This window comes from Salinibius halmophilus (assembly GCF_003577475.1).
Taxonomy (GTDB): Bacteria; Pseudomonadota; Gammaproteobacteria; order Pseudomonadales; family Natronospirillaceae; genus Salinibius; species Salinibius halmophilus.
Genome location: NZ_QPEP01000005.1, coordinates 20051 through 44626, shown reverse-complemented (window position 1 = coordinate 44626; position 24576 = coordinate 20051). Strand labels below are relative to the sequence as shown.

Sequence of the window (24576 nt, the reverse complement as noted above, 5' to 3'; positions counted from 1 at the left end):
ATTCCTTAAAAATCAAAATTTGGCGATACCGATATACAATCAGCCCTACTTCCTACTCAACAACTCAAAAATCACCCTTGCAAAGCGCTCGCCTCTATTGGGGTCGCTAAGCAATTGCATCATTTGCTCTTGGTGGGCGTCGCCGCTGGCCATGATTGCGTCGTCTAGGGCGCGTGGGAAGTCGCCTAGCATGGCTTGTTCGCGGGTGTTGTTTTGGAGTTGGTGCATAACATCGTTGTTTTCGCGTACCTTGTCGGTGATGGTGTAGGCGTAGTTCACCATGTCGCTATCGGTGAGGTTTTCGGTTATGAACACCTCGTTGAGCTTGGCGATAATTTGCGACAAGAACTCTTCTTTTTTGTCTTTTGGCTTAGCAGTGCCACTCTCGTTGCCAGGCTGTAGTTTGTAGTCGTCGGCATCCTCTTGCAGCTTAATATCTTGCTGGCGAACTTTAGATAAGCGGTAATGACTAAGTTCAACATTGCCAAGGTCGACTTCATCTTCTTCTACCACGCGCTCGCGCAACATTACTCGCAGGTGACGTGCGAACAGGCTGAGTTTTTCTAGCTCTTTGTCGTCGTAATCAACAATCTGGCTCATAAACTCGTAGAAACGGACAAAACTGCCTAAATCTTTTTTAAAGATTTCTAGCGCATCTTTTTCTTTTTTGTGTTCTTTAAGGCTGTTCTCGGCATTGGCAATTAGTACCGCGTCGCCAGTTTTTTTGGTGCGTTCAAACATCTCTTTTGCTGTTTTGTACGATTCAATGGCACTGGCATAGCGCTTCTCCCAGCGATCCTTTGCGGGTCTACATATGTTTGAAACAGCTGCGTTTGATTTGTTATTTCCGTAAAACGCGGTAACAAGCTGATCAACCTCGCGTTGAAGGTATATGCCACTCGCATTGAGCTTTTCTTGCATATCAAAAATGTGATCTGGATTGCTCACATCTTCTAGTTGCGCGGTTTGATAATACGGCTGGAACGCGTCGAGTATGTCTTGCGGCTCATTGAAGAAGTCGAGTACGAAGGTGCCGCATTCTTTCTTGCCAGGGTAGGTACGGTTTAAACGCGATAACGTCTGTACGCACTCAACACCAGCAAGCTTCTTGTCGACATACATGGCAACCAACTTGGGTTGGTCGAAGCCGGTTTGGAACTTATTAGCGACCAACATGACTTGGTAGTCATCGCTATCAAAGGCCTTGCGCATATCTCGACCTTTCAGCTCTGGGTTCATATTGATTTCGGTAAACTTGTCACCAATGTATGCTTCGCAGTCTGGATCGTTGCGGTTGAACTCTACCTCACCCGAAAACGCCACCATGGCATTAACGCCTTTTACGCCGTTCTCTGCTACATAACGGTCGAAAGCCTGTTTGTAGCGCACGGCTTCTTTACGCGAGCTAGTCACCACCATGGCCTTGGCTTGCCCCGCCAACAGGCCTTTTACGTTTTTGCTGAAGTGCTCAACAATCACCTTCACTTTTTGGCTAATGTTGTGGTCGTGCAAGCGCACCCAGTTATTCAGTTTTACCTTGGCGCGGCCGGCATCCACTTCCTGGTCTGCGGCTTCCATTTTTTGTTTTAGCTGATACACCACGTTGTAGTTGGTGTAGTTTTGCAGCACATCCAAAATAAAGCCTTCTTCAATCGCTTGGCGCATTGAATAAACATGATAGGCCTCTGGCTTATTCTGTTTTGGCGGCGGTAATTCTGGGTTTGGCAAGCGACCAAATAGCTGCAGGGTTTTGTCTTTTGGTGTGGCGGTAAAGGCATAATAACTAAGGTTGGCATTACCTCGGCGCGCGGCAATCGAAGCATCCAAAATATCTTCTGACGACAACTCTACATCATCATCTGCCTGCTCGCTCATCAACACTTCTTTTAGCTGTCGTGCGGTAGAACCACTTTGCGATGAGTGCGCTTCGTCGGCAATCACGGCATAGCGGCGCTCTTTAAGCGTCACCGAGTTTTCAATTGCCTTTAGTACAAACGGAAAGGTTTGAATGGTCACAATAATAATTGGCTGGGCGCTTTCGAGCGCATGCGCTAGCTTTTCAGACTTAGAGCCATCGCCTTCTTTATTGTTGATGCGGCCAACTACTCCATCGGCATGTTCAAACTGGTAAATGGTGTCTTGTAGCTGATCATCCAACACGGTGCGGTCGGTAACCACAATCACCGAGTCGAACTGCTTGTTACCGGCATCGTCATGTAAGGTTGATAGCTGGTGTGCCGTCCAGGCAATCGAATTCGATTTACCCGAGCCAGCACTGTGTTGAATCAGGTACTTTTGACCCGTACCCTCTTCAATCGCCGCGCCAACTAGTTTGGTAACAACATCCCATTGGTGATAACGAGGGAAGATAAGCGTCTCTTTTTTGTATTTGCGCCCTTCAGGTGTTTCTTTGTCTTCAATCTGCAGGTGTATAAAGCGACCAATGATGTTCAACAAATTATCTGGCGTTAGCACCTCATTCCACAGATAGTCGGTGGCATACTGCTCTGGGTTATCTGGTACTTCGTTACCTGCCCCACCACCATTCGTGCCTTTGTTGAATGGTAAGAAAAAGGTATCGCTACCTTCTAGTTTGGTCGCCATATACACTTCGTATTGGCTAACGGCAAAATGTACCAAAGCACCACGCTTAAAGGTTAATAGTGGTTCTGGCTTTTTGGTGATTGGATCTTTGGCAAAGCGAGTGGTTTTGTACTGGTGCAGGGCCTTCTCGACCGACTGCTTCATTTCTGACTTTAATTCTAGCGTCGAAACCGGCAAGCCATTAACGAATAGCACTAAGTCTATTCGCCAGTTCTTCGCCTTTTTACCAGTTTCGGCTAAGTGCTCTGCGGTGGCATAAGGGCTATAAGTCACCTCAGGCACCACTCGGCAAATGTTCTGCCGGTACATTGCCAAGGTATCTGGGTTTAAGCCATGCTCAGGCTTAAACTGACACAACTTAAAGCGGGCATTACGAATCTTCAGCCCATGTCGCAATACACCCAAGGTGCCATAAGTACGCGAGGCAACATCAGTGGCGTTTTCATCAGCTTTGGCTAACTGCTTAACCAGCGCATCTAAAAAATGCTGCTCGGTATCGTGTGGGAACACCTTGGCAAGCTTTTCCCACTCTTTCGGTTGGGTAGATTGCACGAATGCCAAGGCATCCGCCTGCATTAATGCGCGCTCGCGGTTGTAGTCAGCAGCACTACCACGCTGCCAGCCGTTGGCGATCATTTGGTCAATGATGTCGTCTTGGAAAACCTGTTCTTTGCTGGTGTCGTTTGCCATAACCTTGCTTCACTTATTTAATTCTTGTGAAGGCTGGCGCGCCAGCCTTGAATGCCTTTTTAGTTAACTGCGATCGTTGTAGTAATCGTCCTGCATGATTTCAAGCGACTCAACTTTATCAAACAGTTTCTGGAAGTGCTGATTTGCTTCGGTGGCGTTTAACCGAAGTCTGTCTTCCAAAATCTGAGTGTTGTACTCCAGTAACTTTTGGATAAATACATCGAAGAAACCAAGTGGGAAGAGCAATAAGATCAGTACAGCTACGAGCAAAATTTCAGCCAACCAATCTTTAAAGAAGAAGTAAGACACGACAATGGCTGCAGCGAGAATGAAGCGGAAATTTTTCATCCATTTACAGAATTTCAAAGCAACTTCAATATCACTTTCAAGCAGCTTCTGATCAAATTTTCCCATTACTAGTCCTCAGTAATATAGGTATTGGTTTCAGCCTTCAGTCTTTTCTGAGCTGGCTTTGGGCTTTTTCATTTTTTTAGCTCTAATTTTGCTACCAAAAAAACCTTCAACACTGGCTACAGCATTGCTTAGCTTTTGGCTGAACTCGTCGTCATCACCCATGTAGTAGATAACCTTGTCATTCTCTGCAACCCGTTGAGGGTTGTTGTCGACGGTGACTGCAGGCCCAGCATAAGCGCCTTTCATCCAAAAATGTAGCCATATACTCGCGTTCAGTTTGCCGATGCATTCTTGTAGCTCATTAAAGCTGTCGGCTGCCGAGCCGCCCCAAATGACTTTGGCCTCTAGCCGAACAGTTTGCAGCTCGGCCCATTTTTCGCGAACTTTTGCCATTCTGTCGTCGTACACTTGTTGCTCTGCTTGCACATGATTGCCAGATTCCACCTCATCCGTTTTCAAATACAGCATTGGGTTTCTGACCGCTTGGATTGCATTCTGTAGCTCGTAGGCTTTTAGTACTGCCTTTTTCGCCAGCTCATATTCACTTGTGCCTTGCAACTGCCGTCGCCAAGTGAATAAACCAAATGAGCCAATCGTCAGAGCGCCAAGCGCCCCGACGATTGAGACAACATCTTTAGTTGCCGTTAACCAATTAATGGACTGTGTAATAGGCTCTGTCACCAAGCACCTCCGTTTTTTAGTGCTTTGAAGGCTGCCAATCGCGAACGTCAATTTTTCCGGTGACAGCTGCTGAGATTAGTGCTGTGCGGCGTTCTTTAAGCAACTCGATTTGCTTAAATGAGGTACTGAGCATATTTGAGTATAAGACTTCGGTCTCTCTAAGTCGGTTGACTAAATCCAACTGTTCAGGCTTTGGTGGCAAAGCTACTTTTGTGCTTAGAAAAGCACCATGGTTCAAATCAGGGATTGTTGTTGTCCCTGCTAGCATTAATAGATGGTCTGTAAGCTCCTTTACGCCAAGCAAACTTAGCAAGAACTCGTATTCCACTTGATCAGAATATTCAACCTTGAAGAAGTTGTTATGGAATGCACCTTGAACACCAGTCACTACTTGGCCCGTTGCGCCTGTTCGAGCTAAAAGTATATCCTCTGGTTTACAGCAAACCCGAGCACTTGGCTTATAAATATATTCCTTTTCATTTGAAGGAGAATTAATTGACTTAACAGTTATGTATTCAACACAATCATCAGCAAGTTCAGTTCTCCTCATGCTCTGGGGTATCTGTAGGCCTTGTGCCAGCGAGGATATCCTTCGAAGCTGTACTACTTCCCAATGAGCCGGCACCTGCCCTAGCCATTCGACGCCGGAGTCTTTCATTGGGGCGTTTGGGTCGAGGCCTTTGGTGACGGCGTGGCTGATGATGGCTTGGCGCTTTTCTTTTAGCAGCTCAATCAACCGCTGCTGCTTTTCAATCAACGCATCAATCTTGGCGGTTTCATGGTCGAGGAAGTTGGCGATTTGCTCTCTTTCATCGATGGGCGGGAGCCAAGTAGAAATACCACGCAATATCGCTTGCGTAACACTAAAGACTTTAACACCTTTAACCGCATGCTGAACTTGCGTACGAATCTCTAAACTATCAAGTAGATAAGCATAATAACGCCATGCTTGCCGGCAATATGGTCGTGCAATGATCGTGTGGTAACCTGCACACAACTCTTCATCTGTACTTGCCTGAGAAAAGTTTCCAGACCCTTCTAAGTCTTCTGATGTGTCTGCAAAAACAACGTCGCCTTTTGATAGAAAAGCAAATTGCGAATGATCACGATATTCAAACGGAACACACTTGAGCTCGTGAACTGTGGGATTAACCTCAAATCCATACTTTGAGTGAACCTCTCCGTAGTTAATAACCGGAACACCCTCTTCCACTAGGTTTTCTTTAGTTATTGTTAGCCCTTTACCAAAAGTAAATAAATACCGAAGCTTACTCGTTTTCCAATGGCTAGGAATTACATCTAACCAATCAATTCTTGATTCTTTATACTTCGGATAAGCTGCATACCTCCCCATCACGAATGCACCTCTTGTAGTAGCTGCATAATCTCACCGCTTACCGAATCTAAATCAGCATCAATCTCTTCTAGCGGGCGTGGTGGTTGATATTGATAGAAGTGGCGGTTAAATGGGATTTCGTAGCCAACAATACCGATTTCACCGTCTTTATCATCGCGCTTGCTGTCGTTGATCCAAGCATCGGGTACGTGCGGTTGTACTTCGCGTTTAAAATAGGTTTCGATGAGTTCGGCATTGGTCACGCTAGGGTCTAGTTGCACGTTTTCGTTGTCGCGCAGGTCGCCGTCTTGTTCGTATTCAACAACTTTCCCTTGGTATTCGAATAGACCATAAAGCGGATTTGGCTCGGCCTTGTGCACTTTCTTCACGATCGGCTCAGCGTTTTGATCTTTGGTTGTGATGGCAGCGATGAGTTGTTTTTTCTCTTTGGCATCGAGTTTAATGCCGGTCTGCTTCAGAGCGCCTTTTAGCTGTAGGTCAAAGTCGTTGAAGTCTAGGCTCACTGCTTTGCCAATCTCGCCTTGCAGCTGCTTGGCTTTGTTAAATAACTGCAACTGGCTAAACCAAAGTTTGCTGGCAAGCACGTCTTTGATTTGTTTTTCTTTTAGCTCTGGGAAGTCGGCTTTGATCATGGCGCGCACTTCGGCTTCGAGCGTGCCGTCTTCATTGCTGAGCACAGCGTAGTGGTCGGTCGCATCGCCACTAGCGTCGAGCCAGGTTTGGCCAAACTTGTCGAACACCGCCTGCATTACCGTGCTGAATGGTTTGGGTGCGAAGCGCAACGTGGCGATTGCCTCGTCGCTCATTTCTGTTCGCAAGCGCAGCGGACGCTCAATGGTTAAACGGCGATAGCCAAACTCGTATGAGTTAAAAATCTTGGCGGCAAATGCTTTGTCGGCATCTTTGCTTTCAACCACTTCGAAGTCACCAAAGTTGCGGGTAATGGTGCGAATTTCTTCGTCGGTTAGGTAGTTGCGTTTTGAGCCCAGTGACTTGCGCATTTTACTGCTGAGGCCAGCACCGTTTATGAGCTGTACTTTGCCTTTGCGCTCTGGGTCTTTTTTATTGCTCAGTACCCATACATAGGTGGCAATGCCAGTGTTGTAGAACATATCGGTTGGCAGCGCGACAATGGCTTCGAGCAAGTCGGCTTCAAGAATATAACGGCGAATTTCGCTCTCGCCAGAACCTGCGCCACCGGTAAACAATGGTGAGCCATTAAGAATAATGCCAATGCGGCCGCCGGATGAGTTTTCGCTGCTTTGCCTTAGTTTGCTAATAAGGTGCATTAAGAACAGCAATGAGCCGTCGGATACGCGTGGTAAGCCGGCACCAAAGCGACCATCGAAGCCTTTAAGGGTGTGTTCGTCTTTAATGCTGCCTTCAATCTTTTTCCAATCTACACCAAATGGTGGGTTAGACAGCATGTAGTCGAACTGCTCGCTCGGTAGCTGGTCGTTAGACAGCGTATTACCTAGTTTAATGCGACTAACGTCTTGGCCTTTAATGAGCATGTCGGCTTTACAGATGGCGTATGACTCGGGGTTGAGCTCTTGGCCGAAGGCTCGCATTACCGCATTAGGGTTTAACTCGTGCACGTATTCCATGCCAGACGATAAAAAGCCACCGGTACCGGCCGTTGGATCGTAAATGGTGCGAATGATGCCTGGCTTGGTTAGGGCATCGTCATCTTCCATAAACACCAACGATGTAGTCAGGCGCACGATGTCGCGCGGGGTAAAGTTAATGGAATTTTGGGACAATCCTAAAACTGTTACACCTACATCCAATAAGGCCTCAGATGGTGTAACAGTTTTAAGTCAATTATCGTTTGATACACGCTTAAAACGGGATGAGCGCCGTGGTTTTTGTTACTTATATGGTAGCGGTGGAAGTATTTTCGCTTTTAGCTCTTCCACGGAATACGGTGGTGATTTACGGTGGAGCATCGCATGGCAGTTGGGGCAAACAGGCACTAAGTCCTTAATTGGGTCTACTTGGTATTCTTCGTCAATTTCAGAGAGCGGAACGATATGATGTACGTGAATAAAATCACGCCCCATATCGCCATAAACTTCCACAAAGTTGAGATTACAGACGCGGCAAGCAGCTTTGTAGTGTTCAATGCACGCCTTTCTTGCTTTGGTATCTCTCTCGAATTTATTAACCGTAACTTGCTTTGATGAGCCTTCAAAGTGACGTTCTATCTCGTCAGGATAAACTAAAATATCCACGTGCTTTGAGTAAGCCAAAAACTGTAGGTAAGCATTCATCGCAGACTTACAATTCCTTCTAGAACCATCTGGCATATCTGTATCTAGTAATTGACTATCAATATTGCGAACATCGGTCTCTGTTGCGACTGTCTTTGAGTTTATATCAACGCCAATGTGATTGGTGATATTGTTCAAGTAGTCGATATAGCTCGTCGCTGTACCTGTTGTCAGCTTGCGTTCTTTTTCGTGAACAAGGAAATGCTTAAATTCTCTTTCTTGCTCAATCATATGGCGACTCCTTGTCACTATTATATTTCAAGTTAACCCACAAACTTCAAACGCTCAGCAAAGTCATTTCGCTCAGCAAGCACTTGGTCATACATCGAATAAACCTGCTGGATGTGCTCCCAAAGCTGCTCGTTTTGCTTTTGGTACGAGCACGCCATACGCTGAGCTTCATTTTGCTTTTGCTTTGCCTTATCGAGCTTAGACTTCAGCCTCTCAACCTCAGTAGTGGCTTCAATCTGTTCCTTTCGGCTTTGCTGTGTCTCTTTGGCAGCCTGAATACGCACCTTTAATTCAGGATAACGATTATAAATCAGAGCATTAGAAACACCTGCCTTTGCTGCTACTCGGCTCACATTTATCTTTTCGCCTGTTGCAATCATCTCGGTCACAATGGCTTCAAGTTGCTCTCTTGTTTCAGTTTCCATTAGGCTTCCTTAACGTTGATTTGCAGTTGTTCAATGATTCGATTAGCCGCATGTAAGTTATCGGTTAGTGCGCCCTTAAACGACGCAAACCTTGGTTGCATTTCTTCGGGGAATCGCTCAAACGCCGTTAATTGTTGTTCACAGCGTTGCTTTATCACTAACCAATGAGGTAAATGTTTCGGTGTTGCGATATAAGAGTCACAGTTGATGCAATGGCTTGGATCAGCCGCGTTACGAACTTTGCAGCCAGTGCCTTTGGTACAGTATCCATGAGAAAGCCCTCTGAAATTGGACGAGTGCTTGGCGGTATAGGCTAGTAGTTCTTGCATATTGGCGAAATGCGGTGAAGAGCCACTTTCAAAGTCATCACCAAGCGCCTGCTTTAGTCTCTCGACAAACATCTGTCCGCCTCGGCCAGCCAAATGACCTTGCTCGGCTGCACTAACCATATCAGTCATAGCTTGCTCGGTTAAATAGGCTTCAAAGCTTTCGGTGAGGCGTACCAGCTCCGCCATAGAGTCGTAACCGCGATGACTATAAACCAGCGTCATACTGCTTTCTAAGTGCTTATATTGGTACTTGATGTCATCAAGATCACCCAAACGATTAGCCACAATAAACCAAGCGAACGTATGTCGAAATTGGTGAGAGGTAAAATTAAACGGGATGCCGACTTGGTAAGGTAAGCGGAAGTTTTTACTCGTTGCAGAGACAGATCGAACATTACACCCCAACGTTTCCAACTGCTTAATATCCGCTTGAGTCACAGGGATGCTGAACAAGGTATTCACGTTATTGAAACCGTTCTTCGTTGCCTTGGATTGATTACTAAACCATGCCGACTGCTTAGTGTGCTTCACTCGAAATAGTTTGTTGTCTTTGGCTCCAAATTTAAGGTCAAGCACTCGCTTTTCAGGCAGTGAATTCGAATAGTATTGAATAAGTTGCTTGGCTCGTTCACGATAAATCGCGTTCATCTTGCCAAGTAAGTCAACCCCTCGATATGCTTGTTCACTGACTACCCATTCTAACGCTTGGCTGCCATCTGTTGTTTTTGACAATTCTGAACGTAAGTAATAAATACCATCACGGCTAAATGCTGCATCATCGTCCAGCGCCATGGCTTCACTGTGCCTCATCCCTGAATAGGCCATGACAAGCACAAAAACAAAGCGCCTGATACGTTCAAAATACGTATGTAAATGATTTAGATCTTCTGCTTCAGTTTCACTTAAGGCATCAATAAAGGTGTCACGATTAAAGTGGCCAGGACTAAGCCCTGCAATACGGTTATTCAAGCCCAGTTGGATGACTCGCCATTGGTCAAAGTGCCTCTCCGCAAGCTCAAGTTGCTCTTCGCACTCCTTCAACATCAATTTCATTATTCGAGTTGGGATCACCGCATGCTTCTGCCGTAAAGAGGATTTGAGCGCAATCAGTGGACTGAGCAATTCAGTAAACAAGTCCACATGTTTGGCTGACTTAATAATGCCGTATTGTTGCCACCAGTACAGTGCACTCGATATTTCCTGCGCGATGTGAACATGCTTTGATGCGTTATTATCCGTCAAAAACTTACCTATAAGATGCCTTAACCTCAACAACGGCAATACATCTAACTGGTGTAAAGACCGAATGTTTTGCGCCTGCAACCAAAGACCAAAACGTTTACTGCAACGAATAATTCGTTTGGTTGTTCCCCATTTGGCAGGCTGCATACCTTCACCCGCACCATGTGTAAGCATACCTAACGTCATCGCTCTCAGTTCATACCCCAATTCTTCATCTGCTTGGTGGAAGGTGATGGATGACTTTTCGCCCCCTCGTAGCCAAGAATCATCACTGAAACGGCTTATCATCACTCCCGTATTTCGATGAGCTTGCCACAATACCGTGGAGGCTAAATCTTGGTATGTTTCTTCCGAATAAGGCTGTAATCGAATAGCACCATCGACATTTAAAACTGCTTCTAATACACCATGAACCATACGCCATCACCTATACCGTGACTGTTGAAATAGCAAATGACCAGAATGGATGCATACCCTGATTTTGCTGCATCTCTTCTGCTTGCTTCACTGCTTGAGGGCTTCGGGAGCTTAATTGAGCCAAAATGTCATCCACTCGACTTTTCAGAACCTCTATCGCTTCCATTTGTTGCTCGTTGCCCTCTAGATTGGACACACTCGCCCTCATATCCGCCAAGACATAGTCCCGATAACTCAGAAGCTGCCACACATGCTCTGGGTCTGCGACAGTTCGAAAATACTTGCACCAAATACAGGCTAGATAGTCACTGCACCATGTCGCCTCACGGCCATTGTCTTTATGTAACAGTCGATGCTCTTTGTGGTATTGCAGCGCTTCTGTGTCATTGCCTTTAGAGGCACATAACCCCGTTGGCGTCTGCTGTAGATCGGTATCATCTTTGTCGATAATAATGATGTCAGAGCTGATCTCACGCCCCGTAAAGTAGCTCTGCATGGTTTGCACTGCATCGCCGAGATTGGTTTGAGTATCGGCTTCTTCCACTTGCTTGTAGTGCTGAATAAATGTCGAATAGGAATGGCGCATCCGCTGCTTGTATTTGCGCAAATCTTTCGCCACTTCACGGTAGATGTGGTTTGCACCTGATTTACGAATACGCTGAGAGTTGTATCGCACGCGGCAACCTTGCTGTTCCAGTAGGTTGTTTATATATGATGTGGCATTAGTGCCTTTAACGCAGCCGATCTCTCCGTACTCTTCATAAACAAACAGAAGTGATTGAAATGGCGAGAGAGCCTCTCGGTACTGTTTAGTGAGCACTTTAACTTGCAACAAGTCCTGCATCACGCTTTTCACCGTGCGACCATCAAGCTGATAAGTATCAATGTCGTAGCCTTTACGCGCTTTTTGCAGCATGATCGCCATCGTCTTTTTGGACGTGGGTAATTCAATCTCTTTGATATCAGAGAGTTCAATTGCACACATTGGCGCAGTGTTCCAACAAGTTTTAAGTTGGATTTTGGCAAAGTACAGAGCGATTAACGGCTTGCTTTCTTTCGCTTGTTCAATGGCTTTCTCTACGTGGAAAACCAACTCTGTTAACTCTTCATCACTGTAGGTCTTTTCTAGTGATTCTCGCTTGGCATGAGTTTGGTAGCGTTGCATCGATATTCGATAGGCATCGACAACCTCTTGTCCTGTCACTTCCATTAACCAGCGTATGACTTCAAAGTAACTTGTACCCGTTCGGAGCGAGATACTCTTTTGCTGAACATCACTTTGAATAGCTTGAAACAGTGATTTTTGGATGCGATTGTTATCGACACTTAACGCTTGTAAGCCATACTCCTCCAATTCATCTTTAAACTGTGGGGCTAAGCGCTCTAGTAACAATCGCTTGGTTTTTGAAAAGCGAGTATGGAGCGTTTCCATACTGTAGCTTTTTTGCGACAACAGCTCAGTCTCGCAGCTTAGCAAGGACGTCATCTCAGCATGGATCTTTGGCATAGCCGCTTTTAGATCTGCGCTATCAATGTGTCGCCAAGCATCTTGTTCTTTAAAGTAAAATGCCCACAAATCGAAAAGATAATGATGCTTTAGCAGCGGTCTTCCCATGAAAATACCAATGGCAAACACCAATTCATTACGCAACTCTTTCCTCATACTGCTGCGGTAGATTGATTTCAAAAACGCATAGCGATCCCTAACTAAGCCACTAAAACCTTGTTTAAGTAATTCTGCATCGGCGTCATTAGCAATAATAAATCGGCAAGCTGTTAATACCACACGAAATCGCGCAGACATTGAGCGTAGATTATGGCCTTTCTCTCCTTGATATCGTTCACTGGCCAAGATTTGCTTCAAGTCCTCCACTAAAGCAGGTGAAAATTCGAATAAGTCCGTGATGTTGGTATTACCAACAGGCAGTTCAAGCGTAACCTTACTCATGCTCGCCACCTTGCTGTATTGCTAGTAAATCACTGTGTAGGCAAGGTAAATGTTCACCAAACAGCTTATCGACCCAACTCGACATCTGCTTATCAAAGGTTTCTGAACGCGCAAAGTTGATGTACTTTTGCGTGGTTGCAAAATCACTGTGCCCTAGCAATTGCATTAGCTTGTATTGAATAAAGCCAATCGGCAGGTTTTGCTTAAGCATGAACTTGGCAAGGTTCGTGGCAAAGGTAGAGCGTAAATCGTGAAAGTCTCGCTCTAGTGACCTATCTGTTAACACTGCTCGGACTTTAGAAATCACATTGCTGACTGATTTGGAGACGATTGGCTTGCCTGAGCGGTTAATAAAAAGCGGTGCCGCTTCACTGTCACCATGCTCTAGTTGCCATTTACCTAATCGACGCTGCCGCTCAGTCGAGTTTACATAGCCCCATAAACTCGCCATAAGCGCACTCGAAACCATGACCTTTCTGGTCTTACTCAGCTTGCCTGTGATTTCAACGTAAAAGATTTTGTCAGTGATAAACGCAGGGTCTTTGACTGCCGAAGCTGGAAATGTCGCTACCTCATCGGCTCTTAACCCGCATTGGAGCGCCAATTCTACCCACAACCTTGATGCTGGTTTGGTTAGTTCCTTGCTTGCGTAAAGCAGTTCCAATTCCTTACGGCTATAGGGCGCTAATTCATTCTGGTTAAAAGTCTTCTGTTTGTACTTCTTAGGTATGAGCAAGTCGGTGGTTGTTACCGTGATACCACGCTCTTGAGCAAACTGACCACTAAATAGGAAATCAACATCCCCATCTTTGCGCCTCTTTTTAATAACTTGAGTTTTGTATTGGAAAGGAGTTTTATCGATGCGGCGCTGCTTGAGCGCCCACTCGTAAAATTGGCGAATATGGTTCATATAAAGATTGGCAGTGTCACGATCGATCTCTTTGGCGGCCACTCGATCAATTAAGTGTTTGCGAAAACGGTACACAGGGAGCCAATATTTGGCTTTTTCTGAAGGGGCAATAGCAATCACTTCTTGCCACGCTACATTGTTTTCTTCAAGCCATGACAGGAAGATACTTAATGAATAGGCCGTTGAGCTAAGAGTCAACACACTTACCCCGCCAAGGTTGTTTGTTTGATTGGCACGCTTAGGAGGCATAAACAGCCCTTTATATCTGTGCTCTAAGAATAAATTGATTTCGAGAGCGTCCTGAATTCGAACCAGCGATAACACTCTAGGGAAGCGCTCAACAATGTGATCTTCATGAAATGCGACAGTGCGTAGGCCTTCCTCATCAACGTTCGATACGTAAGGCAGACTGCCTAAATTTGCAGTTTGTTTTACAACTTTGGGATAATTGCCACTCAAAACAAATGCTCCATTACAATACTGCACAATATAGGACTAGTTGTTTCACATGTCAACAACATACTGCAGTATTTGATTACTGCAAATTAAATTGACCTAGCCAGCAATGTCAGCCACAATAATCTTCATTGAATTGATTCCGATTTTGTAACGCCCGTTGGCCACACCCCATCGGCGTTTATTTACTTTCTAGAGAAATCGGGTTGCTGAACACAACCAGGGTTTAACGTTCATGAACGCAAAAATGCGCCAAGCGACTGAAGAGCTGCGTCTGAGTGATATTGCCGATATCCGCTTAGGCCACCCTTTTCGTGGCACGGTGAAGCAATACGACAATGGTGATGTAAATGTTGTTCAGGTGAGGGATACCGAGCCAACGGGTGAAATCAACCAATACACTATGGTTGAAACTGTATTAAAGACGAAAAAGCAACCCGACTGGTTACAAAATGGCGATGTGTTATTTGTCGCTAAAGGGGCAAAACATTACAGCGTATTAGTAGAACAGGTTTTAGAGCGCACAGTCTGCTCACCACACTTTTTTTTGGTGCGTTTAAAGCCTGAGTTTAAAGATGTGATCGTGCCCGATTTCTTGTGCTGGCAACTCAACCAACAACCTGCACAGCGTTATTTCAAAGCGACTGCTGAGGGTTCAATGTACCTAAGTATTCGCAGGCAAGTGCTGGAGAATGTACCCATTAAGGTACTTAATTTTGAGAAGCAAAAACAACTCGCTGCAATGCACCGCTGTGCAGTTAGAGAGCAAAAAGTATTACAAAAGCTTATTGAAAATAGACAGCAACAAATAGAAGCCATTGCTATTCATGCACTTGCAAGCATTGGCTATAACGAAACAGATTAAGAATTAATAATAAGGACTTAAAAAATATGACCACAACCAACCAAGTCAATCAGGATGATATCAATAAGGCGGTATGGGCCGCTTGTGACACCTTCCGTGGTGTGATCAGTGCCGATACCTATAAAGACTTCATCCTGACCATGCTGTTCTTAAAGTACATCTCTGATGTCTATAAAGATGAATACAACAAACTAGTTACTCAGTATGGTGATAACCCAGAGCTTATACACGCCATGATGTCTAAGCAGCGTTTTGTATTACCAGAAGGTGCTAGCTTTTGGGACTTATATGAAAAGCGCTATGAAGCAGGTAATGGTGAGCGCATCGATAAAGCCCTTCACGCTATTGAAGAAGCCAACGGCAGCAAGCTTAAAAACGTATTCCAAGACATCAGCTTTAACACAGATCGCCTAGGTCAAGAAAAGCAAAAGAACGACTTACTTCGTCACTTGTTAGAAGACTTTGGCAAAGATATTTTAGATTTAAGCTCAGAGCGTGTGGGCAGTTTAGATATCATCGGTAATGCCTATGAATATCTTATTAAACACTTTGCGGCAGGCAGTGGTGCTACCGCTGGCGAATACTATACCCCGCCAGAAGTTTCGACCCTTTTAGCAACGCTTTTAGAGCCTGTTGAAGGCGACCAAATCTGTGATCCATGTACAGGGAGTGGCTCATTGCTTCTTAAATGTGGCGCTATGGTTCGTAAAAACTCTGGCTCTAAAAAATACGCCTTATTTGGGCAAGAAGCGATAGGTTCAACATGGGCACTCGCCAAAATGAACATGTTCCTTCATGGTGAAGATAACCATCGTATTGAATGGGGCGACACCATTCGTAATCCACTACTAAAAGAGAAAGACGGTAACGGCTTACTGCACTTTGATGTAGTAACGGCAAATCCGCCATTTTCATTAGATAAGTGGGGCCATGATGATGCCAGTAACGACCCTTATGGGCGCTTTAGAAGAGGTATTCCACCAAAAACCAAAGGCGACTATGCGTTTATCAGCCACATGATTGAAACGTTAAAACCTGAAACAGGCAGAATGGGAGTGGTTGTGCCACATGGTGTGTTATTTAGGGCATCGAGTGAAGGCAAAATCCGCCAACAACTGATTGAAGAAAACTTGCTAGATACCGTAATTGGCCTGCCAGAAAAGTTATTTTTTGGTACAGGTATTCCAGCCGCCATTTTGATATTTAAAAAGCACAAAACAGACAACAGTGTATTGTTTATTGATGCCAGCCGTGAGTTCAAATCAGGCAAAAACCAAAATCAGCTAACTGACGAAAATATTCAAAAAATCATCGACACCTACAAGGCTCGTGAAAGCGTTGATAAATACGCCTACCTAGCCAGTTTTGATGAAATTAAAGAAAACGACTTTAACCTAAACATTCCTCGTTACGTTGATACTTTTGAAGAAGAGGCAGAGATTGATTTAGTAGCAGTACGCACTGAACGTGTTCAACTTAAAAATGAACTGCAAACCCTTGAAACGGAAATGGAAGGCTACTTAAAGGAGTTGGGTTATGGTGCCTAATGGATGGAATGAAACAAAGCTTGGTGATGTGATTAAGCATCAAAAAGGTTATGCATTTAAATCAGAATCATACAAAAAAGATGGCATTAGAATAATCCGTATTTCTGACACTTCCAGAAATAGTATTCATGATAAGTCCCCTGTTTATCTAGCTGAAGATGCATCTGAATCTTTGGCTAATTATAAATTAAGAGAAGACGACATTATCCTATCGACTGTAGGATCGAGACCACACCTATTAGACTCTATGGTAGGGAAAGCTGTTAAATTGCGAAAGCAAGACAATGGAGCGTTACTAAATCAGAATTTAGTCAAAGTTAGTCCAAAGCCAAATGTCATAACAAATGACTATCTGTTTTCAATGTTAACAAAGAGCCGATTTATTTATTTTATTTCGACTCTTGTAAGAGGAAACGCTAACCAAGTTTCGATTACTTTGGCTGAACTCTTTTCTTATAAGTTTCTTCTTCCTCCGTATGATGAACAACGAAAAATCGCCAAAATCTTATCCACTTGGGATAAAGCGATTAGCAGCACCGAGCGCCTAATCAACAACAGCAAACAGCAGAAAAAAGCCTTAATGCAACAACTGCTCACTGGGAAAAAGCGCCTACTTGATGAATCAGGTAAACCGTTTGAGGGTGAATTTGACCGAGTAAATCTAAGTGAGCTTGCCACAATCGATAAAAGCTCGCTGGGTAAAAAGACACCTGAAGACTTTGAATTTAGTTACATATCGCTATCAGACGTTGAAACAGGAAAGATCGCTGGTAATTTAGAAAAACACTTTTTTGCTTCATCACCTTCACGAGCAAGAAGAAAAGTGAACTGTGGAGATATCTTATTAGCTACGGTAAGACCGAACTTAAAAGGCTTTGCAAAAGTAAAGGCTGAACATGATGGAATGATTGCTTCCACTGGCTTTTCAGTTCTAACTCCAAAGAAAGACGTTTCTGGTGATTATCTATATCACTATCTATTTAGTTGCCATATAACAGGTCAAATAAATGCTCTAGTAGTTGGCTCAAATTATCCAGCAATCAACTCTTCTGATGTATCAGGTCTTAAAGTTTATATACCTTGTTATGATGAACAGAAAAAAATTGCGAAAGTTCTGAACAATGCTGATGAATCTTTAGCCCAACTAGAGCAACAATTAGCAGATCTCAAACAAGAGAAAAAAGCACTAATGCAGCAGTTGTTAACAGGCAAACGTAGGGTAAAAATCAACAGTAAGGAGTGTGTTGCATAATGGAAATTAGTAGTCCTTTAGTACAGTTAGCACTATTAGAGTCTTTAAAAGCAAATGAAATTTCAGATGAAATAGATTTATTTTTGCCATTTATTGCGGTCACTTTGTCTGATCTGGGTAAATTGGAGATTACTCCTGAAATTCTTCAAGATGAGCTGGCAAAATCCTTTGGTTTTAAACCTCCAATCTCAGCGATAAAAGTTTTTATAACGCGAGCTAAAAAAAGAGGACTACTTCATCGAGAAAATCATGTCTTTATTCCAAATATTGAGAAGGTTAACCAGTGGAAGAATGGTTATCACGAAAAGAAAGAAGATATAGCGGTATCGTTGGAATTATTGCGAAAAGATTTTATCGAATTCGCAAAAAACAAATTCGATAAGGAATTATCGCCAAACGAGTGCGATATTTTAATTGAACAGTTCATTTATAAAAACATAGCTAGTGTTTCAGATGCGAAAGCTTTCGAAAAAAATGAACTTAAAGAAAAGTTAAAGAACACGGATCATGTTACCGCATCTTTCATAAGTCATATTCATAAAAACAAAACGTCTTCATTAGATCATTTTTCACGAATCGTGAAAGGCATGTTACTGGCAAACTACTTATGTTTTGCAGACAAGATAGGGACTAAAAGTAATTATCAAAGTTTAACAGTATACCTTGATACTCCAATTGTCGTGGGTCTTTTAGGCTTTAGCGGATTGCAAAAGCAAAACTCTTTAAAAGAATTTGTTACTCTGCTTAAAAATGTTGGTATTAACCTTTGTGTATTTGATAAAACTTTAGATGAAACGGAGCAGTTGCTTTCAGCTTGGAAAGATGATCTTGCTCGAAAAAACTATAAGCGATTCAATATCAAAACATTAGAGCTTCTGCGCCACTTGGGGTATGACTCAGCTAGATTAGACACAGAAATAAAGCTACTCAAATCTTCGTTAGAACATATGGAGATAGCTATAAGGTACGGTTTTAAACCTAAGCGACAATTTCAGTGTGACGAGATTGCACTTGAAAAAGCTATATCAACAAATTTCAAAGAATCGAAAAATTTAGAGCATGATACAGTGTGTATTTCACGCATCTACAATATACGTGAGGGGAAACTGATTTCTGATTTGGATCAGTCATTCTCAGTGTTTGTAACTCCAAATACAGGGCTAGTAACAACAGCTAATAAATTTTTTGAAGAAGAAATACCCAAAAAAGCCATTCCTTTAATTGTTTCTGAACAATGGATGACAGCAATGTTCTGGCTGAAGAAGCCTGAGCTATTTGGCAACCTTCCAATGGAACAAATCATCTCATCTGCTTACGGTTTGCTTTATACCAATGATAAATTCTGGAAAAGTTTTATAGCCAAACTTGAGCAATTAGAGAAAAGTAAAAAAATTACCGAGGCAGACCTAATTCAAGTGAGATGGGATTCAGATCTACTTGGTATGGTTCACGATGTCTCTGTCGATGTGGGCGAGAATTTTTCAGATGAAGATGTTTTTGACATTGTTGAGGCTATAAAGAAGAAACACATTGAAGAAAAAGAGCTAGAAATATCTAAGCTTCAAAGCGACATTGACGGGAAAGATTCTAAACTTGAAGCAACGAAGTTGAGACATGGAAAAATAGCAAATGTAGTTTCATTTATACCTTCAATACTATTATCCCTCTCTCTTGCAGGGGTGGTACTTTGGGTAGCGTTATTAGCTTTGCCAAAGGAGTTATTACCCCAATACATTTCTCCTGAGTATCAAAAATTAAGCATAACTACATCAGCGATACTGATCGTATTTGTACTCAATATGTTGGGTAGTTTCTTTGGGATTAATTTACTGACAATTTACCGTTCTTGTAAAAGCTTTATACATCAAAAAACTTTTAAATTGTTACAGGGAGAGTAATGTGAATAACCACTTAAACTTCCAAGAAGAATTCAGCGCTAAATTGCCAGCTCTTACGCTGTTAACGAATCTAGGTTACACCTTTATTCCACCAAGTGAATGCGAAGCGCTGCGTGGAAACTCTCTAGTTAGCGAAAAGAAAAGCACACATAAGGTTATTTTACTCCCTGTAATGCGTGCTTTTTTAGCAAAGCAAACGTTCTCGTTTGCGGGTAAGCAACATACATTATCAGAGGCCGCAATTGATAAGGTAATGCATGAGCTAAACCCTGCCATGAACTTAGGGTTAAAAGCGGCTAATGAGAAAATCTACAATGCGCTTATGTATGGTGTTAGCGTTACCGAATTTATAGACGGAAAAAAAGCCTCCCCCACCATTAAACTCATTGATTGGCACAATATTGATAATAACCAATTCCATTTTACCGAAGAATTAGTGGTTCAAAATGCCGAAGGCACTGGCAATCGAATTCCAGATATTGTGTGTTTTGTGAATGGCTTGCCATTAGTAGTGATTGAGGCGAAACGCCCAGATTCAAACAAAGAAGGTAAATCGACCAACGCTGAGGCGATTTCTCAGCATATTCGGAATCAAGGACAGGCTGAAATCCCTCACTTGTATGCCTATAGCCAATTACTATTAGCAGTAAATGGGCATGAAGGTTTATATGCGACATGCGGCACCCCTGAAAAGTTCTGGGCGAAGTGGAAGGAAGAACAAATCCCTGAAGCTGAATTTGTCAGGCTAAAAAATCATAAACTGAGCGATGAACAATTAAATGGGCTGTTTAATCATCGTCCTGCCAAAGCGAAAAATGACTACCTTTCATTGGTCGCAGCAGGAGACTTAACTGTTACCGACCAAGATAGGCTTATAGTCAGCTTGCTTCGCCCTGAGCGCCTATTGGATATGAGTCGCCTGTTTACCTTGTTTGATAAAAAAGCAGGTAAGATTGTCGCTCGATACCAACAGGTATTTGGCATAAAAGCTCTTATTGAGCGAATTAACACGTTTGATGATTCAGGTGCTCGTGAAGGTGGTGTTATTTGGCACACCACAGGCAGTGGTAAGTCATTTACGATGGTGTTTTTGTCAAAAGCGCTTATATGGCTTGAAGAGCTTGCGCAATGCCGAGTGATCATAGTGACAGACCGAGTGGACTTAGAAGATCAACTAAGCAGAACCTTTGCATCAGGCGGTGTATTAACTGACCGAGATAAAAAAGATGCAATGGCGACTACAGGTAAGCGTTTAGCTGAACAAATCGGTAAAGGGAATGAACGAGTTATCTTCTCGATCATCAACAAATTTGGCTCAGCGATTAAGTACAAAGAATGCTACAACGATAGCCCAAACATTATTGTACTTGTGGATGAAGGCCACCGTAGTCAAAACGGTGAAAATAATATCCGTATGCAGCAGACGCTGCCTAAAGCGGCCTATATTGCCTTTACGGGTACGCCACTGTTAAAAGACGATAAGACTGAAAACAAATTCGGTAAGATCATCCACTCTTACACCATGCAGCAGGCTGTCGAAGATAAAACCGTAACACCTCTTTTGTATGAAGAGCGTATTCCAGAGCTGAACGTTAATGACAAAGCCATTGATGCATGGTTTGAACGCAGCACCAGCAAACTAACCGATAAGCAAAAAACCGATCTGAAGAAGAAGTTTTCTCAGAAAGGTCAGATCTACCAAACTGAAGGTCGAATTGAATTAATCGCATATGATATTGCTGACCACTTCCAAAACTTTAAACAGCAAGGCTTAAAAGGCCAATTGGCTTGCGATTCTAAAGCCTCTGCAATTCGTTATAAGAAGGCATTGGATAAAATAGGCACGGTGACATCGGTTGTGGCGATGTCGGCTCCAGATACTCGTGAGGGTCACGAAGCGGTTGATCAAGAAAGTAAGGACATTGTGCAAAACTGGTGGAAGGCTAACGTTAATAAAATGGACGAAAAAGCCTACACCAAAGCCATTATTGAAGACTTTGGTAGAGATGATGGCCCAGACATCATGATCGTTGTTGATAAGCTTCTGACAGGCTTTGACGAACCAAAGAACACAGTGCTTTACATCGATAAGCCCCTTAAAGAGCACAACCTTATCCAAGCAATTGCCCGTGTTAACCGATTGCATAGCAAAAAGCAGTTTGGTTACTTAATCGATTACCGAGGCATTTTAAAAGAGCTTGATACCACCATTGAGAAGTACCAAGACCTTGCTGAGCGTACCCAAGGCGGCTTTGATATTGACGATCTGAAAGGTTTGTATAACCGCATGGATACGGAATACAAAAAGCTTCCGGGGCTGCATAGCGATTTATGGGCGATATTTGATGGGGTTAAAAACAAGCAAGATGGCCCAGCACTTCGTCAAGCGTTAGCGCCAAAGGTGCAAGATGTCGATGGTAAGCTTGTTGATACAAATCTTAAAAAGCGTGATGACTTTTATTCGGTACTGACCGTATTTTCAAACTGTATGAAAGTAGCGCTGCAATCGGCAACTTACTTTGAAGATAAATCTTTTGATAATAAGCGTGACTTGTACAAACGTGACCTAAAAGCCTTTGTCGATTTGCGTAAACAAGTTCGTGAAGATGCTGACGAAACCATTAATTATGATGAATACGCAGAAGATATTCGTAGCCTCCTAGACAAGCATATTGCTGGTATTGAAGTTAAAGAGCCTGACGGTGCCTATTTGGTCGGTAATTTAGGAAAAGACGTTAAGCCACAGGATATGAGCGATGACGAAGCTCGTAACCAGACCGATAAAATTACAGGTCGAATAACTAAGATGATTGAGCAAGACTTAGCTGATGATCCTTATGCTCAAGAGTATTTTTCTAAAATGCTTAAAAAGGCGATTGAAGATGCCAAAGCGATGTTCGATGCGCCAGTTAAGCAATACATCCTTTTTGCTGATTTTGAACAGGAAGTAAAAGAGCGCAAAGTCGCTGATGTTCCCAATGACTTTGTAGATGACTCCGGCAAGTTAAATAAACATGCACAAGCCTACTTTGGTTTGTTTAAGCACTTATTTGACGCTGAATTCTTGCATGACAAAGCCTTAGATAACGATAAACTCGTAGCGTTGGCGTTTAGCATTGATGATGTAGTGAATACCGCTGTTGCTGAGTATTCAATCAATCCTGCGGAGATTGAAAACGCCATACACATGAAGCTGTTGCCGCTGTTATTTGCTGATCTTGGCCTTGAAAACGCTCAAAAGCTGATTGAAGAAGTGCTTAAGATTACTCGCTTAGGCTTAGCAAGGGGCTAAAGAGAGTGAGTAAAAAAGCCGTTGCTGCTGCAATTTCCCCAAAAGAAAGCCGAACAACACCCAATGAGCGTGGTGTTTTTACTTATGGTAACGACACCATTCACTATGATGTGATTCGTAAAACCAAGCCTGCTGAAAATGCTAAAAAAACAGCACGCAAGGTAATTATTAAGGTTCACCCTGATCAGCGTGTTGTGGCTACAGTGCCACATGATGCAAGTAATGATGCTATTCAAGATGCCATGCATAAGCGTGCCAGATGGATTTGGCAAAGCATTGATGAATTTGCTAAACAAAAAGATACGGTATTACCCAAATGCTACGAGAGCGGTGAAACTCAGTTTTATCTAGGCAAGCGCTATGTACTTAAGATAATTGTTGATGCCGAGCAAGTACCTAACGCAAAGCTAAGCCGTGGCAAATTGAACGTAACAATCAAGCATGAAGTCAGTAAAGAAATTGATGATCGGTTGGTGAAAATTAAACCGTTAATCGACAAATGGTATCAACATAAAGCAAAAGCAATTTTTCACGAGCGACTAGCCGAACTACTTCCGAAAGCCACGTGGGTAACAGGCATTCCCTCTTTTCGTGTGATGGCAATGAAAAAGCAATGGGGAAGCTGCTCAACTAAAGGCAACTTGATGCTCAACCCTCACCTCGTTAAAGCCCCGAAAGAATGCATTGATTACGTGATACTACACGAGCTTTGCCATATTGCAGAACACAACCACAGCGATCGTTTCTGGCGCTTATTAACCCAAGTAATGCCTAGCTGGAAAGAAGTAAAAGCCAAATTAGATGACATGGCGGAGATGTATTTGAATGAGTGATTTTAAACACCCTATTGAAGAGCTTATTCATTCTACCGTAAGGATAGAATGCGTTTTAGCTAACGGAGCAACTTCTACAGGAAGTGGTTATTTTTACGTTTTCTTCGAATCTGAAGATAAACAAGTCCCTTGCATTGTTACAAATAAACACGTTGTTAATGGCGCAATAAAAGGATCAATATCACTTACTCTGGCTAAAGATAACAAGCCTCTTTTGGGCCAAATGAAAACATTTGAAATTAACGATTTCGAAAACCAATGTATTCCACATCCTGAACACAACGTTGATTTGGCAATATTTCCAATTGCTCCGTTATTGAGTCAAATAGAAAACACAAATCACCAGTTTCATATTGTTCCTTTAGCTAAGCCTGTCATTGCATCCCCACAGTTACTGAGCAAACTTTCAACAATGGAAGAGATCATCATGATTGGATACCCAAACGGGATTTGGGATTCTCAACATAACTTGCCAATCATTAGAAGAGGTATAACTGCTACTCATCCTAAGTTACCTTACAATGGGAAAAAAGAGTTTGTGATTGATGCAGCTTGTTTTCCGGGATCAAGTGGTTCTCCTGTTTTTTTAGCCAACATAGGCTCGTTTCTAGATGAAAAGGGAGCATTATGCGCTGGCAATAGAGTTGCACTGCTTGGAACTTTGTATGCGGGGCCAATTAGAAAAGCTACAGGTGAAATTGAGGTTATTGAAGCACCCACAGATACAAAAGCAATTTCTACAACGGATATTATGATTAACCTTGGCTATGTGATCCAAGCATCTAAACTTGATGATTTTGAACCATTATTAAAAAACATATTGGAACAGCCTAAAGCTATTTCTAGAAATTCAATTTGTCCATGTGGAAGTGGTGAAAAGTATAAATACTGCTGTGGGAAACTAAAATAATT

General features: G+C 43.0%; 17 protein-coding genes. 7 read left to right on the top strand and 10 right to left on the bottom strand.

The annotated features are described in order from the left end of the window. Positions 1–45: 45 nt before the first annotated feature. From DUW71_RS06725 to DUW71_RS06680, 10 genes are all read right to left on the bottom strand, one after another. Positions 46–3294: a type I restriction endonuclease subunit R gene (locus DUW71_RS06725; RefSeq protein ID WP_119394483.1), complete on the bottom strand. Its 3249-nt coding sequence runs from the start codon at positions 3292–3294 to the stop codon at positions 46–48. Positions 3295–3357: 63 nt separating this feature from the next. Then, positions 3358–3708 (bottom strand): hypothetical protein, encoded by a 351-nt coding sequence (locus tag DUW71_RS06720; RefSeq protein ID WP_119394482.1) that lies wholly within the window; start codon positions 3706–3708, stop codon positions 3358–3360. Between the two features lie 30 nt (positions 3709–3738). Beyond that, complete coding sequence (locus tag DUW71_RS06715) at positions 3739–4389, bottom strand: hypothetical protein (RefSeq protein WP_119394481.1); 651 nt, start codon at positions 4387–4389, stop codon at positions 3739–3741. A 16-nt stretch (positions 4390–4405) separates the two neighbouring features. Then, a complete protein-coding gene (locus DUW71_RS06710; protein ID WP_119394480.1) occupies positions 4406–5743 on the bottom strand; it encodes a restriction endonuclease subunit S in 1338 nt (445 codons plus the stop codon). Continuing rightward, a complete protein-coding gene (locus DUW71_RS06705) occupies positions 5743–7509 on the bottom strand; it encodes an HsdM family class I SAM-dependent methyltransferase (protein WP_267896654.1) in 1767 nt (588 codons plus the stop codon). Before DUW71_RS06705 ends, DUW71_RS06710 begins: the two co-directional genes overlap by 1 nt. Before the next feature lie 108 nt (positions 7510–7617). After that, positions 7618–8250 carry an HNH endonuclease gene (locus DUW71_RS17790; protein WP_119394478.1) on the bottom strand — a complete coding sequence of 211 codons (633 nt, stop codon included), beginning with the start codon at positions 8248–8250 and terminating at the stop codon, positions 7618–7620. Between the two features lie 32 nt (positions 8251–8282). After that, positions 8283–8675: a hypothetical protein gene (locus tag DUW71_RS06695; RefSeq protein WP_119394477.1), complete on the bottom strand. Its 393-nt coding sequence runs from the start codon at positions 8673–8675 to the stop codon at positions 8283–8285. Then, complete coding sequence (locus DUW71_RS06690) at positions 8675–10663, bottom strand: site-specific integrase (protein ID WP_119394476.1); 1989 nt, start codon at positions 10661–10663, stop codon at positions 8675–8677. Before DUW71_RS06690 ends, DUW71_RS06695 begins: the two co-directional genes overlap by 1 nt. A gap of 10 nt (positions 10664–10673) precedes the next feature. Next, the gene (locus tag DUW71_RS06685) at positions 10674–12611 is read right to left on the bottom strand and encodes a hypothetical protein (protein ID WP_119394475.1); all 1938 of its coding nucleotides are present in this window, start codon (positions 12609–12611) and stop codon (positions 10674–10676) included. Beyond that, positions 12604–13980: a tyrosine-type recombinase/integrase gene (locus tag DUW71_RS06680; protein WP_119394474.1), complete on the bottom strand. Its 1377-nt coding sequence runs from the start codon at positions 13978–13980 to the stop codon at positions 12604–12606. Before DUW71_RS06680 ends, DUW71_RS06685 begins: the two co-directional genes overlap by 8 nt. Before the next feature lie 232 nt (positions 13981–14212). Here DUW71_RS06680 and DUW71_RS06675 point away from each other — a divergent pair, with 232 nt between their 5' ends. From DUW71_RS06675 to DUW71_RS06645, 7 genes are read left to right on the top strand one after another with little or no spacing between them, the layout of a single operon-like run. Continuing rightward, complete coding sequence (locus DUW71_RS06675; RefSeq protein ID WP_119394473.1) at positions 14213–14842, top strand: restriction endonuclease subunit S; 630 nt, start codon at positions 14213–14215, stop codon at positions 14840–14842. A gap of 26 nt (positions 14843–14868) precedes the next feature. Next, entirely contained in the window at positions 14869–16389 is a 1521-nt protein-coding gene (locus tag DUW71_RS06670) for a type I restriction-modification system subunit M (protein ID WP_119394472.1), read from the top strand. Next, positions 16379–17641 (top strand): restriction endonuclease subunit S, encoded by a 1263-nt coding sequence (locus tag DUW71_RS06665; protein ID WP_119394471.1) that lies wholly within the window; start codon positions 16379–16381, stop codon positions 17639–17641. The genes DUW71_RS06670 and DUW71_RS06665 overlap by 11 nt, the downstream gene beginning before the upstream one ends. Continuing rightward, the gene (locus DUW71_RS06660) at positions 17641–19539 is read left to right on the top strand and encodes a hypothetical protein (RefSeq protein WP_119394470.1); all 1899 of its coding nucleotides are present in this window, start codon (positions 17641–17643) and stop codon (positions 19537–19539) included. The genes DUW71_RS06665 and DUW71_RS06660 overlap by 1 nt, the downstream gene beginning before the upstream one ends. 1 nt (position 19540) lies before the next feature. Continuing rightward, entirely contained in the window at positions 19541–22831 is a 3291-nt protein-coding gene (locus tag DUW71_RS06655; protein ID WP_119394469.1) for a type I restriction endonuclease subunit R, read from the top strand. Between the two features lie 5 nt (positions 22832–22836). Next, complete coding sequence (locus tag DUW71_RS06650) at positions 22837–23664, top strand: M48 family metallopeptidase (RefSeq protein ID WP_119394468.1); 828 nt, start codon at positions 22837–22839, stop codon at positions 23662–23664. Beyond that, the gene (locus DUW71_RS06645) at positions 23657–24574 is read left to right on the top strand and encodes a S1 family peptidase (RefSeq protein WP_119394467.1); all 918 of its coding nucleotides are present in this window, start codon (positions 23657–23659) and stop codon (positions 24572–24574) included. The genes DUW71_RS06650 and DUW71_RS06645 overlap by 8 nt, the downstream gene beginning before the upstream one ends. Positions 24575–24576: the final 2 nt, after the last annotated feature.

Bases quoted from the DNA above. Each gene is read 5' to 3' on its own strand.
- DUW71_RS06725 (WP_119394483.1), bottom strand. From the start codon at position 3,294: ATGGCAAACGACACCAGCAAAGAACAGGTTTTCCAAGACGACATCATT.
- DUW71_RS06720 (WP_119394482.1), bottom strand. From the start codon at position 3,708: ATGGGAAAATTTGATCAGAAGCTGCTTGAAAGTGATATTGAAGTTGCT.
- DUW71_RS06710 (WP_119394480.1), bottom strand. From the start codon at position 5,743: ATGGGGAGGTATGCAGCTTATCCGAAGTATAAAGAATCAAGAATTGAT.
- DUW71_RS17790 (WP_119394478.1), bottom strand. From the start codon at position 8,250: ATGATTGAGCAAGAAAGAGAATTTAAGCATTTCCTTGTTCACGAAAAA.
- DUW71_RS06695 (WP_119394477.1), bottom strand. From the start codon at position 8,675: ATGGAAACTGAAACAAGAGAGCAACTTGAAGCCATTGTGACCGAGATG.
- DUW71_RS06690 (WP_119394476.1), bottom strand. From the start codon at position 10,663: ATGGTTCATGGTGTATTAGAAGCAGTTTTAAATGTCGATGGTGCTATT.
- DUW71_RS06685 (WP_119394475.1), bottom strand. From the start codon at position 12,611: ATGAGTAAGGTTACGCTTGAACTGCCTGTTGGTAATACCAACATCACG.
- DUW71_RS06675 (WP_119394473.1), top strand. From the start codon at position 14,213: ATGAACGCAAAAATGCGCCAAGCGACTGAAGAGCTGCGTCTGAGTGAT.
- DUW71_RS06670 (WP_119394472.1), top strand. From the start codon at position 14,869: ATGACCACAACCAACCAAGTCAATCAGGATGATATCAATAAGGCGGTA.
- DUW71_RS06665 (WP_119394471.1), top strand. From the start codon at position 16,379: ATGGTGCCTAATGGATGGAATGAAACAAAGCTTGGTGATGTGATTAAG.
- DUW71_RS06660 (WP_119394470.1), top strand. From the start codon at position 17,641: ATGGAAATTAGTAGTCCTTTAGTACAGTTAGCACTATTAGAGTCTTTA.
- DUW71_RS06645 (WP_119394467.1), top strand. From the start codon at position 23,657: ATGAGTGATTTTAAACACCCTATTGAAGAGCTTATTCATTCTACCGTA.